Origin of the sequence: Sorangium sp. So ce131 (assembly GCF_051519095.1) — a bacterium.
In the GTDB taxonomy this organism is placed as follows: domain Bacteria; phylum Myxococcota_A; class Polyangia; order Polyangiales; family Polyangiaceae; genus Sorangium.
Genome location: NZ_CP150455.1, coordinates 7,353,991 through 7,368,532 on the forward strand (window position 1 = coordinate 7,353,991; position 14,542 = coordinate 7,368,532).

10 protein-coding genes and 1 pseudogene are annotated in these 14,542 nt (G+C 69.9%); 1 reads left to right on the forward strand and 10 read right to left on the reverse strand.

Annotated elements, in window-relative coordinates; translation table 11 throughout:
• Positions 1-352: 352 nt before the first annotated feature.
• From WMF43_RS26810 to WMF43_RS26855, 10 genes and pseudogenes are all read right to left on the reverse strand, one after another.
• On the reverse strand, positions 353-1,372 hold the full coding sequence (locus WMF43_RS26810) for an SMP-30/gluconolactonase/LRE family protein (protein ID WP_437668803.1): 1,020 nt from the start codon (positions 1,370-1,372) through the stop codon (positions 353-355).
• A 151-nt stretch (positions 1,373-1,523) separates the two neighbouring features.
• Positions 1,524-2,321 carry a hypothetical protein gene (locus WMF43_RS26815; protein WP_437668804.1) on the reverse strand — a complete coding sequence of 266 codons (798 nt, stop codon included), beginning with the start codon at positions 2,319-2,321 and terminating at the stop codon, positions 1,524-1,526.
• 23 nt (positions 2,322-2,344) lie between these two features.
• Positions 2,345-4,702: a DUF2169 domain-containing protein gene (locus WMF43_RS26820; protein WP_437668805.1), complete on the reverse strand. Its 2,358-nt coding sequence runs from the start codon at positions 4,700-4,702 to the stop codon at positions 2,345-2,347.
• Positions 4,699-6,846, reverse strand: coding sequence for a type VI secretion system Vgr family protein (locus tag WMF43_RS26825; protein ID WP_437668806.1), 2,148 nt, complete (start codon positions 6,844-6,846; stop codon positions 4,699-4,701). Before WMF43_RS26825 ends, WMF43_RS26820 begins: the two co-directional genes overlap by 4 nt.
• Before the next feature lie 90 nt (positions 6,847-6,936).
• Positions 6,937-7,749, reverse strand: coding sequence for a hypothetical protein (locus tag WMF43_RS26830; protein ID WP_437668807.1), 813 nt, complete (start codon positions 7,747-7,749; stop codon positions 6,937-6,939).
• A gap of 121 nt (positions 7,750-7,870) precedes the next feature.
• Complete coding sequence (locus WMF43_RS26835) at positions 7,871-8,950, reverse strand: hypothetical protein (protein ID WP_437668808.1); 1,080 nt, start codon at positions 8,948-8,950, stop codon at positions 7,871-7,873.
• Positions 8,934-9,689, reverse strand: a complete 756-nt coding sequence (locus WMF43_RS26840) for a hypothetical protein (protein WP_437668809.1) — start codon at positions 9,687-9,689, stop codon at positions 8,934-8,936. Before WMF43_RS26840 ends, WMF43_RS26835 begins: the two co-directional genes overlap by 17 nt.
• Positions 9,690-9,705: 16 nt before the next feature.
• Entirely contained in the window at positions 9,706-10,629 is a 924-nt protein-coding gene (locus tag WMF43_RS26845) for a DUF4123 domain-containing protein (RefSeq protein ID WP_437668810.1), read from the reverse strand.
• A gap of 83 nt (positions 10,630-10,712) precedes the next feature.
• A pseudogene (locus WMF43_RS26850) lies at positions 10,713-11,000 on the reverse strand (PAAR domain-containing protein); the annotation flags it as partial.
• Between the two features lie 20 nt (positions 11,001-11,020).
• Complete coding sequence (locus WMF43_RS26855; RefSeq protein ID WP_437668811.1) at positions 11,021-13,240, reverse strand: type VI secretion system Vgr family protein; 2,220 nt, start codon at positions 13,238-13,240, stop codon at positions 11,021-11,023.
• A 500-nt stretch (positions 13,241-13,740) separates the two neighbouring features.
• Between WMF43_RS26855 and WMF43_RS26860 the strand changes: the two genes are divergently transcribed.
• Positions 13,741-14,538: a hypothetical protein gene (locus WMF43_RS26860; protein ID WP_437668812.1), complete on the forward strand. Its 798-nt coding sequence runs from the start codon at positions 13,741-13,743 to the stop codon at positions 14,536-14,538.
• Positions 14,539-14,542 lie beyond the last annotated feature (4 nt).

A 14,542-nucleotide genomic window follows, 5' to 3' on the forward strand; every position in this document is an offset into this window, starting at 1 on the left:
ATTCCGGGCTCGTTTCGAGTCCGAGGCGCCTGCGTGAGCCGCGCGTCACGCGACGCCGCAAACACCTCGTGCGGCAGCGACGCCCGCCGTCCCCCGGCGGAGAGCGGCGCCGCGCTCTCTCACGCTCCCATGATTAGATCGGAGCGCCAGTGTGTTAAGTAATGTGAAATAATCTTATTTTCTGAGGATCAGCATAGCTCTCCGGCCGGCGCGCCTCCAGCTCGCAGGCGGCATGGACCTCATGCACGCCGTGCATCGGACTCGCAGGGTTCCGGATGTCGCCCGCGCTTCGCGCGGCGGGTAGGCTGCCGAGCTCGTCTCGCGGTTCCGCGAGGAGCTCAGGCGCGCGGCGTCACTTCACGTCGTACGCCGCGATCGCGTTGTCGAGGAACAGCGGGAGCAGCACCCGGCTGCGCTTCGTGTCGAAGCCGAGGTCCGCGGGCCCCTTGACGTCGGGCACCAGGACCTCGAACGCGCCGCCGGGCTTTCCGCGGTAGAGCGCGTTGCTCTCCCAGCTCGTGACGAACAGCGTGTCGCCCGCGGCGACCAGCCCGTCGAGGAACCCTTTGGGCATCTTCTGCGCGTCCTGCTTCTTGCCCTTGTCGTCGACGCGGTAGAGCTCCCCGCCGGCCAGGCTGGCGATCCAGACCGCCTTGTTGAGCACGGCGAGCCCGTTCGGCTGGCCGAGCTCCTCGCCCTTGGCGACGCTCCTCGCCTTGCCGTTCTCGATGACCCAGACGCTCTCGGACTTCGTCGGCTCGGGGATCGGCTTGTCCGTGAACTTGACGCCCGTGTCCGTCGCCCAGATCTTGCCGTCGCCGGAGGCCACGACGTCGTTCACGAAGGTCGCGCCCGGGAGCTTGATGTCGGCCTTCGGCTTGCCCGTCTTGAGGTCGAACTGGCGCACGACCGTGATATCCGCGACGTAGAGCGTGTCGCCCTGGATCGCGAGCCCCTTCGGCGCGTCCAGCTTCACGCCCTTCTGCCCCCCGGCGATCCAGCTGAGCTCGAGGACCTTCCCCTCCGGGCTCACCTTCGAGATGAAGCCGTTGCCGTCGGCCGCGCCCGGCGGCCCATTGACGTTGCTCACGAGGTACACGTCGTCTGCGGCGTCGTAGAGGACCGACTCCGGCGAGGAGAAGCCGACGTCCTTCACGAGGACGGCGGGCTGGATCGCCTTCGGCGCTTCCGCCTGCGGCTTGGCCGGCTCCGCCGGCGCCTGCGCCTCGCTCGCGGCGGGCGCCGCGGCCGGGGGCGTCTCCTGCGCGGCCGGCGCCGGGCTCGGCTCCGGGGAGACCGCGGGCTGCTGCGGGGCGCCGCACGCCGCCAGCGAGACCAGCGCAAGGGATGAGAGAAGGGCTTTACGCGTCACGATGAGACCTCCGAGATGATCGTGGGACCTCCGGGCGGGCGCGGGTGCGCCGCCCGTGAGGCGGCTCCCCTATTACCACCGAACGCGTCCGTTCTGGTCGCCCGCGCGGACCGCCCGTTTCCGCTCCGCCGCGCCGCTCGGCGATCCGCCGTCACCGAGGCGGCGCGGCCGGAGCGATCTGGCGCGCCAGCGCGAGGGCTTCGAGCGCGAACGTGTGCGGCTCGAATTGATCCATGGAGAGGTGCGCCGCGGCGATGAGGCGAGCACGAAAGCGCTGGTAGAGAGGGAGCTTCGTCGCGAGGTCGGCGGGGAGGTACACGAGCATCGGGGCCTTGTCCGAAGGCCCCTGGAGCAGCGCGCGGAGGTGAGGCGCTCCGGCGAACATGCGCTTCTGGTAACGGCGGTGCTGGAGCAGCGCGCGCTCGATCTGCGCGTCGAGGTAGCCTGGCGGCACCGCGCGGCGGACCCGCCCGAAAGCCTGGCGGATGCGGTCCGTGAGCCCCTCGACGACGGCGGGCGCGGCGAGCAGGCCTGGGGTCTTCAGGAAATCGTTCGCGGCAGCGACGGCTGCCTTGAGCGGCTCGTCCCCGCCGGCGAACGGCGTCGCCGTGGTCACGGCGGCCTTCAGGGCCTCGAGCTCGTCGAACGGAAAGCGCAGCTCTCCCGCGACGAGCACGAGCGGCGGGGCGAACTTGCCGTCCTCGCGGACCGCGTCGGAGAGCGCCGCGGCCACGCCGTGGCCGTCGGTCGCGGCGGAGCGCGCGAGGATCAAGAACACGTCGTGGCGGTCCTCCGTGGGGACGGCCTGGCCGGGCAGCTCGGGCCCGGCGGGCGCTGCGGCAGGCGGGTCCCGGACGGCGTCGTCGACGAGGCGCTGCCAGGGCGGTCGCTTGCGAATGCGCGCCGTGCTCTTGGGGTCAATCCAGACAAGCTCCAGGGTCTCGGGCATGGGGCAGGCTGCTCCTCGGTGGCTCAGCGGCGCACCGTCGACGGGCTCACGATCCCGAGCGCCGCCGCGCGCAGCGCCGCCGGGTGGGTCTCCTGCTCATCCGCCGCGGGGTGCACGTGGGCGAGCATCCGGACACGGAGCCGCTGCGCCGCGGGCAGCCTGGCGGCGAGCTCCTCGCACAGGTACGCCGGGATGGGCCCCTCGGCCAGGCCGTGGAAGAGCGCGCGCACGTGCGGCGCGCCGAAGAGGGCCCGGCGCTGGAAGTGGCGGCCGCCGAGCAGCGCGCGCGCCGCGAGCGCGTCGAGCTGGCCCGCCGGCAAGAGGCCGTGCGCCTCGAAGGTCTCGCGGATGCGCGCCTCGAGGCCCTCGGCGACGAGCGGCGCGCCGGGCAGCCCCGGCGTGCCCAGAAACTCCTTCACCAGGTCGAGGACCGCCCTGGCCTCCGGATCTGCGCCGGCGTGGGGCGCGGCCGCGGAGAGCATCGCCTTGAGCGCCTCGAGCTGGTCGAACGGAAAGACGAGCTCTCCTGCCAGGAGGACGATCGGCTGCAAGAGCCGCCCGTCGCCGAGCGCGGCCCTGGCGAGCGCGGCCGTGGCGCCCTCGGCGCTGATCGGGCCGCGCGCGAGGATCTCGAACGCCTCGCGCCGATCCTCGAGGTCGGCCGTGGCCTCGGCGTGTGTGGGGTCGTCGAGATCCTCGTCGAGCGGCTGCTCGTCGAGCGCCTCCAGGACGGGCGCGTGGCGAGGGTCCTTGCGGAGGCGCGCGAGGCACGGTGGATGGAACCAGACGAGGTGCAGCGCGTCGGGCGCGGCGGCGCGCGGCGCGGGTGACAGGGGCGGCGTCCGCGCGGCGCCCTTCGCGGGCGTGGTGATGGGCAGGGGCGGCAGGGGCGACAGGGGCGGCGCCACGGGGAGCGGCGTCGCGGTCGCCGAGGTGAGCGGCGTGAGGGGCACCGGCGGCGCCATGGGGAGCGGCGTCGCGGTCGCCGAGGTGGGCGGCGCGAGGGGCACCGGCGGCGCCATGGGGAGCGGCGTCGCGGTCGCCGAGGCGGACGCGGGAGGGATCGACGATGCGGCGGCCGCGGGCATCTCCGGGACCGCCGGCATGGCGATCGTCCCCGTCCCGTCGTCGGATGGCGCCGGCGGCATGGGCATCGGCGGCGGGCGCGGCGCGCCCGGAGGGCGGAACGGCAACCCGACGCCATCCGGGGAGGACTCGTGCGGCGCCCGGGGAGCCTGCACCGCCGCAAAGGGCAGGGGCGAAGTCCGCGCCGGGGTCATCTCGGGGGACACCGCGATCGTCCGCCTCTCGGACTCGGCGTCGAGCGCAGCCTGCTGGGTCGCGCCGACGGCCGCGTCCCGGAGCTGCGTGATGCGCTCCCAGGTCAGCGGTAGCCCGGGCTCCTCCATGGCCACGAGGACCCGAGCGGGCTGCGTCGCGTGCTCGAGGCGGATCTGGCCGCGCCACGTCATCGTGCAGAGCCCGCGCGAGGCGTCGATCCAGAGCGTGTCGGCCCGCATCGCCACCCCTTGCGGCGCGCCCCAGCCCTCGACGAACGCGCGCGGTTGGAGCCCGGGGAGCCGCGTGACGAGCCGCGCGTGCTGGAAGTGCAGGTTCTCGAGGGTGAGCCGCTCGTCGGCGTGGAGCGCCTGCACCTGCTGGTCCCTCGGCGCCGCCTGGAAATGCTCCGGATCGAGGTCGCCGGGCAGGACCTGATCGCGCCAGCTGTCGGGCAGCCGCGCGGCCGCGACAGGGCCGAGCAGCGCGCGGCGCGAGGGCCAGCCCCTCGCGATCGGACCGAACCCGATCGGCGCGACGGGATCACTCGCCGATGCGATCTCGAGACCCGGCGGCTGAAGGTTGGGCAGCGTGACGCGCCCGTAGATGTCGCGCACGTCAGGGCGCACGCCGATGGGGTTGGGCGTGTGAGGCCCTCCCGCGGCCCGCTCGTAGACGAGCGGCATGCTGGCGAACCGGGGACCTTCGCGGAGCTCCCCCTGGAGGTCGAACTGCCGGTCGCAGAAGACCTCGATGCGCTTGTCCACCTCGCCGACCGCGAGCCGGACGAAGAGCGAGCGCACCGGCTGGCGCCCGGGCGCAAACGCGTGGCCGACGAGGAGGACGTCGGCGTGCGGCTTCATCGGGATGAGGTCCGCGGGCGCGTAGATGCCGAGGCTCGCGCCGCCGGGGTACGGCTGCTCGGCGGCGGCGAGCGGCTCCTGCTCCCCCGCGAGCACCGCCTCGCCGGGCCGCAGGACGAAGGTCGCCCGGCAGACCACCGTGAGCACCGGCTTGCTCGGCGGGCGGTGCCAGACGAGCCAGCCGACCGGCACGTCCGACAGCCCGAGGACGGAGACGCTGCTGTCCGTGTGCTCGCTCATGCCTCTCTGGGTTCCTCCGGCGCGGTCGTCCGGGCGTCGGCGGCCGATCCCGGCGACCCGCCCTCGTTGATCAGCACCAGCGTTCCCGAGATGGTGACGCCGCCAGCGTCGATCCGGAGGAAGCCGCCGGGCCCCTTGAGGGTCACGTCCGCGGCCCCCTCGGCCACGAGGACCGTGCCCGCCTTCTCGTGGAGCTCCATCCCCGCCTCGAGCGCGCAGCGCCCGTCCACCTTCTCCTGCTGCTCCGCGGCGCAGAGGGACTGCGCGCCGACGTGCTCGTTCCGGCGCCCGTTCACGGTCAGGCTGAAGTCCTGGTGGACGAGCTCCAGCTTCGCCCTCTTGACGACGGCGTGCCGGTCCTTGCCGACCCGGCCGATCTGGTCTCCCTGGGTCCGCTCGCGCTCGTCGCCCTTGACGCGCTTCGCGAGGCCCTCAAGGGCCGCCGTGGTGCGGGCTCCGGAGATCTCCTCGGCTCGATCCCCGCCGGTCACCTCGATCCGCGCGCCGAGCGTCGTGTCCGTCTCGTTCCCTGCGACGGTCTTCGCCCGGTCGTTGCCCACGGTGATCGTCTCGTCGTGCTTGACCAGGCGGCGCAGGTTCTTCTGCGCCTGCATGGAGACGAGCTCGCTGCCCGCGAGGTCCTCGAAGAGGATCTCGTTCCATCCGGCCGATCCGGAGGACGTGTCGCTCTTCCAGCCGCTCCGGGTCTTGTTCTCCGGGAGCCTGTACGGGACCGGGTTGGTCGTGTTGTGGAGCCGCCCCATGACGACGGGCTGCTCCGGATCTCCGTTCAGGAAGGCGACGAGCACCTCCTGCCCCACCCTCGGGAGGGCGAGCGCGCCGAAGCCCGTGCCCGCCCAGCCCTGGCTCACGCGGATCCAGGTCGAGCTCGAGTCGTCCCTCGCCCCCTCGCGGTCCCAGGGGAACTGCACGCGCACCCGCCCGAACTCGTCGGTGTGGACCTGCTGGCCGGCGGGCCCGACGACGGTGGCGCTCTGCACGCCGTGGATCTGCGGCTTTGGCGTGCTCCGGGGCGGGCGGTAGGGCACGCTGGCGAAGACCGCGCTCACGGACATGTGCCAGGCGTCCACCGGCGATCCTTCGATGAAGACGTGGGTCACGAGCAACCGCTGGCTGTCGGGGAGCTCGGGGTGGGGGTGCTGCCCGATCGAGAAGACCATGCCAGGCCAGAGGTCGACGGTGTTGGTCGCGAACGAGACGCGGCGTTTGTCGACCCGCGCCGCGTCGAGGGCGCGCTGGGCGAGCGCGTCGCCGGAGGGCTGGTCGTGGCGGTAGGACCCCTTGTCGTCCGCGGCGGGTGTATCGGCGGCTCCCGTGGACGCCACCAGGAACGCGCCCGGCCGGTAGTCGAACTGCTCGTGGCGCTCCTCCGGCGCCGGGGCCTTTTCGGCTTTGCCGAGCAACGGGAAGGGCGGGTTGCGGAAGTCGACGTCGCGGACGGTATACGCGCCAGGGCGGACGTCGTGAGAGAGGCGGATCCTGGTCACGAGCTCGTGGTCCGCCGCCTCGGTGGGGTGGTCGACGTACGGGAGCGGCGGGGTGGCGCGGGGCGTGCGTGTATGGAGCGCGTCGTCCAGCAGGAGGCGCGAGCCGCCCGCGTCGTCGTTCGGGAAGGTGAACGCGATGCCGGCCTCCTCGAGGAGGCGGCTCAGGAAGTCGAAGTCGGTCTCGCCGTACTGCACCTTGTACTCGAGCTTCGGGTACCGATCGCGGTCGATCTGCCAGGCGGGGTCGATGTCCCACTCGGCGAGGAGCCTGTCGGCGATGTCAGGGATGGAGAGGTGCTGGAAGATGCGGTGGCCACGGCGGTGGGTGAGCAGCCATGGCCGCGGGACGATGTGGAGGTGGTAGGTCGACTTGCCGGTCGGTTCGGCCCTGGCGAGCTGCATGGAGCTGCAGAGGCCTGACCAGCGGCGGGCGCCGCCGAGGGAGGAGAAGGCGAGGTCCCGGGCGGCATGGAAGGACGCCGGCTGGCCGACGATGGTGTCGAGATCGATGCTGGGGTCTTCGGAGGTGGCCGTGATCGAGACGGTGAACAGGGTGGAGATGCCCTCATGGACGGCGAAGTGCCTGACCGAGAGGGAGGTCTCGCCGGAGGCAACGGTGAGGTCTAGTATCGGCATACCGAATTCGCTCTCGCGCAACCCTCAACACCGCCCACGTCGAGCCCTAAGCGGCGGCGCGCGGCGGAGCTCCTCGCAGCGAAAAGCCGCTCAGGGCACGGTGAACTCCGACGTCTTCGTCAGCACCTGGCCGACGTTCAGGGATTTGTCATCGAGCCTTTCCATGAAGTTGCAGAAGGTGATACGCATGATGTACCTTCGTCCCGGCTGGCCGGAGAATGCCCCGCTCAGCCTGAACCGCCTCGAGGCGCTGGGTCGGAGGGCAAGCGCGCCGGCGCCTTCGAACGGCTCGATGTGCGTCGGCTCAACGAAGACGATCTGCTCCGACCACATCGAGCCCGGATCAGGAACCGCCGGCCAGACCGAGACGCGCAGCCAGCCGTTCCCTTGCGTGACCACGTGGGAGGGCGAACGAAACCAGAGCTCTTCCGTTCCGATGTTCGACAGCTGAAGCTCGACGCTGAGGCCGCTCGTGGCATCCACTGCTGGAGACAGGAGCTCGGCCCGAAGCACCCGCTGCGGGCGCGTCATGACCTCCCGAACGAGATCGTCAAGGCGATCGAAGACCTGCTGCAGCCTCGGGTCTACCGGCGCCGCGGGCCCCACCAGCTTCTCGATCTCCGCGGTCCGGGTCGTGATGCGCACCGACCTGAACCGCGCCCCCTCGGGCATCCTGTCTCGGTGGTCAGGCAGCAGAGCGAAGCCGGCCCTGGTGAACACCTCGCCGATCGATCTCAAGGTGCTCACAGCGAGAGTCGCCTGATACACGCCGATCTCGGGCAGTTCAGGGAAACGCTCGTTCGTGTGCGAGATATAGCGCGCCTCACCGTCAGCCTTGACGGTCAGCACCTGAGGAGCCTCCGGCATGTCGCCGACCACGTAGGTCAACGCCGAGAATTCCATCGCGTCCCTCTTTTCATGCTTCCCCGGTCTGCACCCCGTGATTCCAGACCAGCAGCCGATGAGCCCAAGCAAGAACGACACCAGCAGGGAGGACCCTGGGTAGCTCATGCGGCAGCTCGGATCACGGCCCCGGCGGGATGATTTCATACAGGTCACCTCCAGCGTTGTCATTGAGGAAGCGCAGCATCCACCGGTAGTGACGGTTGAGCAAGATGGTGTTCCCGGAGTGCGACATCAAGTTCTCCTCGCCCGATGGCACGGGTGCGGGTTGCCGGTACTGTGTGCCGGCCGGCGCCGGATCGTTGCAGCTGGTCACATACTCATCGTATTGCCCAATCATATGCCCGGCCTCGTGTGCGTAGGTGGTGGAGGGCGCTTTGGGTGGGTAGGCCCACTCGCTGGTGTCATAGAGCGTCCAGCTGGTGATCGAGGGTGACGCCGGGTTCGGATCAGGAATGATCTTGACCCGCCAATGCTGCCCGGCGGCAAAATTCAAGTCGAATCGGAACCCGATCTTGCAGCAATCGAATGTGCAGTCGCACGACGCGCCGCGCTGGCAGCTGCGCCGGTGAAACTTCTTGCTGGTGAAGCCGTTGTTCCAGATCGTCTCGGCCTGAGTCTTCACCAGCGCCTCGAAGGAAGATTTGATGGCGTCGGTCACGCTGGCGTCGCCATGCGACAGGAGCTTGAGCGATTGGTGCACCGTGCTCGCTTCGAGCCTGGCGTCGTAGATCACCTTGCGCGGCGTCGAGCCGCAGCTCGCAGGGACAGGTCTGTCCGTGTTGATGAGGATCCAGTCCGTCGTCGGTCGCTGACGGAACGCGAACGTGTTGCTCGAAATCCCCGTGACGGTGGCCCCCGGCACGTGGATGCGGAACTGCATCTGATCGGTGCGCCAGCTGGCCGACGCCGCCTTGGCTACCCAGGTCGCGTCCACGCGCCCTCCCGCCACGCGCGTGTTGATGGTGGACACCGAGCTCGGCGTCCCGCCGGGGTTCGCCAGGAGCACCTCGACCGTCGCTGGTCCGTCCGGCGGAGCCGGCGTGATGACCGCCTCCATCCTGGCGTTGTCGCCGCAGTACGCCCGGGTGTCGACCCAGACGGCGGTGTACGTGCAATTCAGCGGGCAGGCCTGGACCACAGGCGGCGGCGGCGCGGGCGCCGGCCTCGTCGGCGTCGGCGCCTCATTGCAGCAGCCCATTGGCCCGCCTCCCCTCGAGGTACTCGAGCGCCCGTTCCAGGTAGATCGCCACCCGCTTATGCAGGCGCGCGACGCGTCGCTCCGCGCTCTTGATCGCCGTGTCGTGCAGCGTGGCCTGCACCCATGGAAACAGCGGATCTTCTGCGCAGCCATGCCCGATCCCGAACATCATCCCCGTGATGAGGACGACCCCTCGATCCGTCCCCAGATCGTACCGACCCGCCGTCTCGGCACCTCGGCGGATCAGCCGTCGTAGCAGCGGCTCGCCGAGATATGCGCAGCGCTGCGGGTAGACCCGCGCCATGGTGTCGAGGGCCACCTCCTCCACGCGGAGCGCCGCGACGGGGGGATCCTCGCGAAGGAGGTGCCGAAGATTGCGCAGCGCCTGGAGGGAGAGCGTGCGCTCGGGATCGACGTTATCGAGGTACGAGAGCATGGCGTCGTAGAGACGGTCGACCCGGGACGCCTCGTCAGGGATGCTAGGATCCTTGAGGATCGCGCCCGCCCACGGCTGCAGCGGATCCGTGTCGAACATGCTGCCGAACATGAACATGAGCTCGACGTAGAACCGCAGGAGCCCCGGGTTGGTCACGCCGTAGGCTCGCGCCCGCTCGACCCCGAGCCGAATGGTGCGGCGCACCCATTCGTCACCGATGACCGCTGCGTGCCTGGGCGCAAAGCGATGCAGGTGGATGACCATCTCGTCCTCGAAGCGCTCGAGCCCGAGCGTTCTCTTCATCTCCCCGAGCTGCTTTTCATGCACCCGGATCATCGCCCACCTCCAGGCTCGACACCTCCGCTCGGGCCGTCAGGACGACCGGCGCCGCTTGTGCCCCGAACCGCAACACCTCTCCGTCCTTGCCCTCGGCCAGGAAAGCCCCGGTCTCGCCGAAGAACTGCGCCTTCTGCCGCGGCGTGCACGTCGGCAGGAACAGCCGGAGCGCCCGCGGATCATAGAACCGGAAGTACATCCGGTCCCCGGTCTCGTCGTTCACCACCATCAAGAACCGCCGCAGATGCGTCCGCACCTCCTTGAACGGCCGCCGGCATGTGAGGTAAATCCCCCACCCTTTCCCCCACCCCTCCAGCACGAGTTGCTCGAGGAGCCGCGCTCCGTTTGGCAGCCGCACCAGGTACGGCGCCTGCATCGCCAGCGCCTCCCCCTGGATGCCCTCGTACAGCGACTGATACTCCTCCACCGACTCCCGCAGCACCTCGAGCACACGCAGGCCGCGCGACGCGTCGAGCACGCCATAGAGCGGCTCCGGCTCCGCCTGCAGCGCCGCGAGCACGTCTTGCTGGAGCGGCGTCGGCCGGTCCAGGCCGCCGCCCTTGAGCCCGCTCTCGCGCCGCGGCGGCGTCGCCCCCTCGAAATAGACGACGAACACCGTCCCCCCCGCGCGGATCCAGCCTCCGTTCTTGACCTCGCCCTCGTCCACCCGCTCGCCGTCGAGCCAGGTCCCCTCCTGGCTCGCGAGGTCCGCGACCCGGCACGTCGCGCCGTCCCAGCGGATCTCGCAATGAACCGCCGACAGGGCCCTGTCCGCCGCTACCACCAGATCTGCCCGCTCGGTCCGCCCGATGCGAAGGGCACTCCCGGGCTCGATCACGGCCCTGTTCGCCGGAGCGGCCTTGGCCCAGCGGGCCTCCACGATGGCGCGCCGCCCTCGTTGCGTCACACCGAGCCCCGGTCCCTGTTCTTCTCGCACTCCTCACAGAACGGCGCAGTGGCCGCCGAGAGCGCGACCCCCTGCGGCGACGATCCGATCATCACCGTCGGACAACCGAGCACGATCGCCCCGCCGTGCTCCATCGGATCCCCGAGCCGGGCCGCCGGCTTGTTGCCGATGAGCACCGACGCCTCGCCCCTCGAGATCCTGTCCGGCGGTCCGACGCACACCGCCATGTCCCCTTCCCGCGCCGCCGGCATGAACCCGATCAGCACCGTCGGAGCCCCGGCCGGCAGGATCGGCCCGCCGACATGCGGCACCGGCCCCGGCTCCACCTTGGGGCATACGTGCATGTCCGTCACCCGCGCTGCAGGCGGCATCGCCCTCCCCCTTCCTCCCCTTACTGTCCGATCCCCGTCCTGCTCACGTCGTCCGGCTGGGGCCGCGCCGGTTCGGCCACCTGAGCCTCCCGCGGCTCCTCGGGCTCGGCCGGGCTGGCGCCGCTGCCCGAGCCCGCGGCCCCGCCGCTGTTGATCCTCACCAGATTGCCTACGATCGTCACCCCGCCCGCGTCAATCCTGATGAACCCGCCTGGCCCCTTGATGGTCAGATCCGACGCCGCCTCGAGCACCAGCGCCGTCCCGGCCTTGAGGTGGATCTCCTGGCCGGCCTCGAGCGCGTAGTTCTTCCCCACCTTGCCGTGCTGATCGCCGGCGACGAACAGGGACTGTGTCCCGCCCACCGCCTCGTTCCGGCTCCCGTTCACCTTGAGGTGGCAGTCCTTCTCGACGAGCTCCCGCTTCTCCTGCTTGACGATGAGGTGCTGCTCGCCGCCGACCCAGAGCAGGAGATCGCCCTCGCACCGCTCGACCTCGTCGCCCCGGACGAGCTTGCGGAGCGCGCCGCCGACGACCGTCGTGCGGTCCCCGTCGGTGAGCTCCACCCGGTCGCCGCGGGTGAACTCCGCCCGGTTCCCCTGGGTCACCTCCGTCTCGTTCGCCTTGACCAGCTTCTGCCGGTCGTGGCCGACGGTGATCGTCTCGTCGTTCTTGACCAGCCGGCGCTGGTCCTTCTGCGCCTGCATGAAGACGAGCTCCTGGCCCGCGAGGTCCTCGAACATGATCTCGTTGAAGCCCCCGCCCCCGAGGGAGCTGCTCGTCTTCCACGTGCTGCGCGTCTTGTGCTGCGGCAGGTCATAGGGGACGCGGCTATGGCTGTTGAACACGCGCCCGACGATCACGGGCTGATCCGGATCCCCTTCGAGGAAGCCGACCAGCACCTCCTGACCGATGCGCGGGATGGTGATCACCCCGAACCCGGTGCCCGCCCAGCCCTGGCTCGCGCGGATCCAGGAGGAGCTGTTGTCGTTGCTCCTCCCCTCGCGATCCCAGGGGAACTGGACGCGGACGCGCCCGAACTCGTCCGTGTGGATCTCCTGCCCGGAGGGCCCCACGACGATGGCGCTCTGCACGCCGGTGACGAGCGGCTTCGGCGTGCCCTTCAGCGGGCGGTACGGCACGTCCGCGAAGACGGCCTGACCCGTCTGCGTCCACTCGGCCCCCACGGCCCCGTGGATCTGGACCTCCGTCACGAGGAGCTTCTTGCCGGCGCCGAGCGCCGCGTGGGGGTGGTTCTCGATGGAGAACACCGTACCTGGGGCGAGGTCGAGCGCGTTGGTCTCGAACGTGACCTTCCGCCTCGTGGCGCGCCGCCCGTCGAGCGCCCGCTCGGCGAGCGCATCGCCGTATTTCTTGTCGTAACGCGCGACCCCCTTGTCGTCCGAGGACGGCGTGTTGCCGCGCCGGTCCTGGCCGCCGCCCTCGATCAGGAGCGCGCCCGGCTGGTAGTGGTACTGCTCGTATTTGTCCTCGGGCGCGGGCGCCTTGGGCGCCTCGCCGAAGAGGGGGAAGGCGGGATTGCGGAAGTCGTAGTCGCGGATCGTGTAAGCCCCCGGCTCGACCTCGTGGCTAAGCGCGACGTCGGTGACGTACTCGTTCCTGGCCGCGTCGTTCGGCGCGTCGAAGAACGGGAGCGCCGGGGGCGCCCGGGGCGTGGCGAGGTGGAGCTTGTCGCTCAGCCTCGGCGCCGAGCCGCCGGCCTGGTCGTCGGGGAACGTGAACGCGATCCCCGCCTCCTCGAGCAGGCGGGACAGGAAGGTATAGTCGCTCTCCCCGTACTGGCACCTGTACTCGAGCTTGGGGTACTTGTCGCGGTCGATGCTCCACGCCGGCGCGATGTCCCACTCGTCGAAGATCCTGTCGGCGATGTCCGGTATCGCGAGGTGCTGGTAGATGCGGTAATTCCGCCGCTGGGTGAGCAGCCACAGCGCCGGCACGATCTGGAGCTGGTACGTGGAGAGGCCGGTCGTCTCGGCCTGAAGCTGCTCGATCTGATTGCACACGCCCGTCCAGAGGCGTGCCCCGGCGCGGGCGAATTCAAGCCCGTTCTCGATGCGGAAGGTGGCCCGCTTGCCGACGATCGACTCTAGATCGATGTCCGCGTTCGGCGAGCGCGCCAGGATCGACAGCGAGAAGAGGCCAGAGATGCTCTCCAGGACGTCGAAGCGTCGCACGTCCAGCGACGTCTCTCCGGATTCGAACGTGAGCTCAAGCCGCGGCATCAGATCACCTCTCGCGTTGAAGCGCTGCGCCGGGCCGGCATCCTAACGGCCGCGCGATCGGTTGTCCAGCATGGCTTCGCGGGGCGCTCGACACGCGCCGACGACGGGCTGCGCCCGTCCCGACAGGGCGCTGACGGCGCCTCACGCGGGCATTCGATGCGCTCGCGGCTCGTGCGACGCCTCGATAACGTTAACGTTCCGCTCCGGCGCTGCGCCTACGTGCCCTCATCCGGCCATCACGTCCTTGAAGGCTCGTGCTGCGATCCTGTACCATGGGGCGCGATGAACCGCGGCTGCACGGGCGCTGCAGGTGCACGTAGACGAGTTCGTCAGCGTTCGGGCGCCCGCGTGACCACGTCGAGGAGGACAGTCCAGGCCGTCCGGGGCGCAAAGAACGAATTCGGGGCGGCCGCCTGGATGCGGCCCGGCGGAGCGCGAGCGGCACGCCGTGCCTCTCGAACAGACAAGCGGGAACCTCAACCACCTTTGGTGTCACGAGCATGTGCGTTCCGCTATGGAAGAGAACAGCCGAGTGGGAGCAGCTGCGGCAGTTTCACATTGACATAGAGAGGATCAAACCCAGTTTCTATAGAGATTCAGGAGGATGGGTAACGATCGGCATCGGATACCTCGTCGACGTTCCCGGCGGCTCCCTCACGGCGCGACAAGCCGAAGCGGGGAGGTTCATCAACGCCAACCACTCGCACTTCAGGACCGCGACCGGAGATCTGGTGACCCAGAGACAGGTGTGGGATGACTGGGAGCTAGTGCGCAGCGGCACGATTAACAGCGGTGCGCTCCGGCTGCTGCCGCCGTGGATCGAGCGGCTGTACCATGCGAGGACGCGAGGGTTCCTCAATACGATGTACAATGGGCGGAGCTTCTCCAGGTGCCTTCCGTCGGGGATCCAGATGGCGCTGGTGGATGCGCGCTACAATCCATCCGGGGTGCCGGTGTTCGCCAGGGAAGACGGAGCCGATGGAAGGGCAGAAGGAGAGGGAGAAGAGCAACAGGAGGAAGGAGCGGTGAGAGATCAGGTCCGGCGGATGTGGAGAGCGTTGAATAGAGACTCTCCCACAGCAGCGCAGGACTACGATCCAAGCCTCGCGTTGCAGCTGTTCGAGCAGATCTGGGAGGGGCGGGGGGGAAGGAATCACGAGAGATACCAGCGCAGACACCAGTGGCGCGTGGCTCGATTCCGGGAGGGGGTCGAGGAGATGCTCGCCGAAGACGAGCAGCGCGCTCGAGAGGACCGCGAGTTCGACCAGCTGATAGATGACCTGGCCAACGGGAGATGACGAG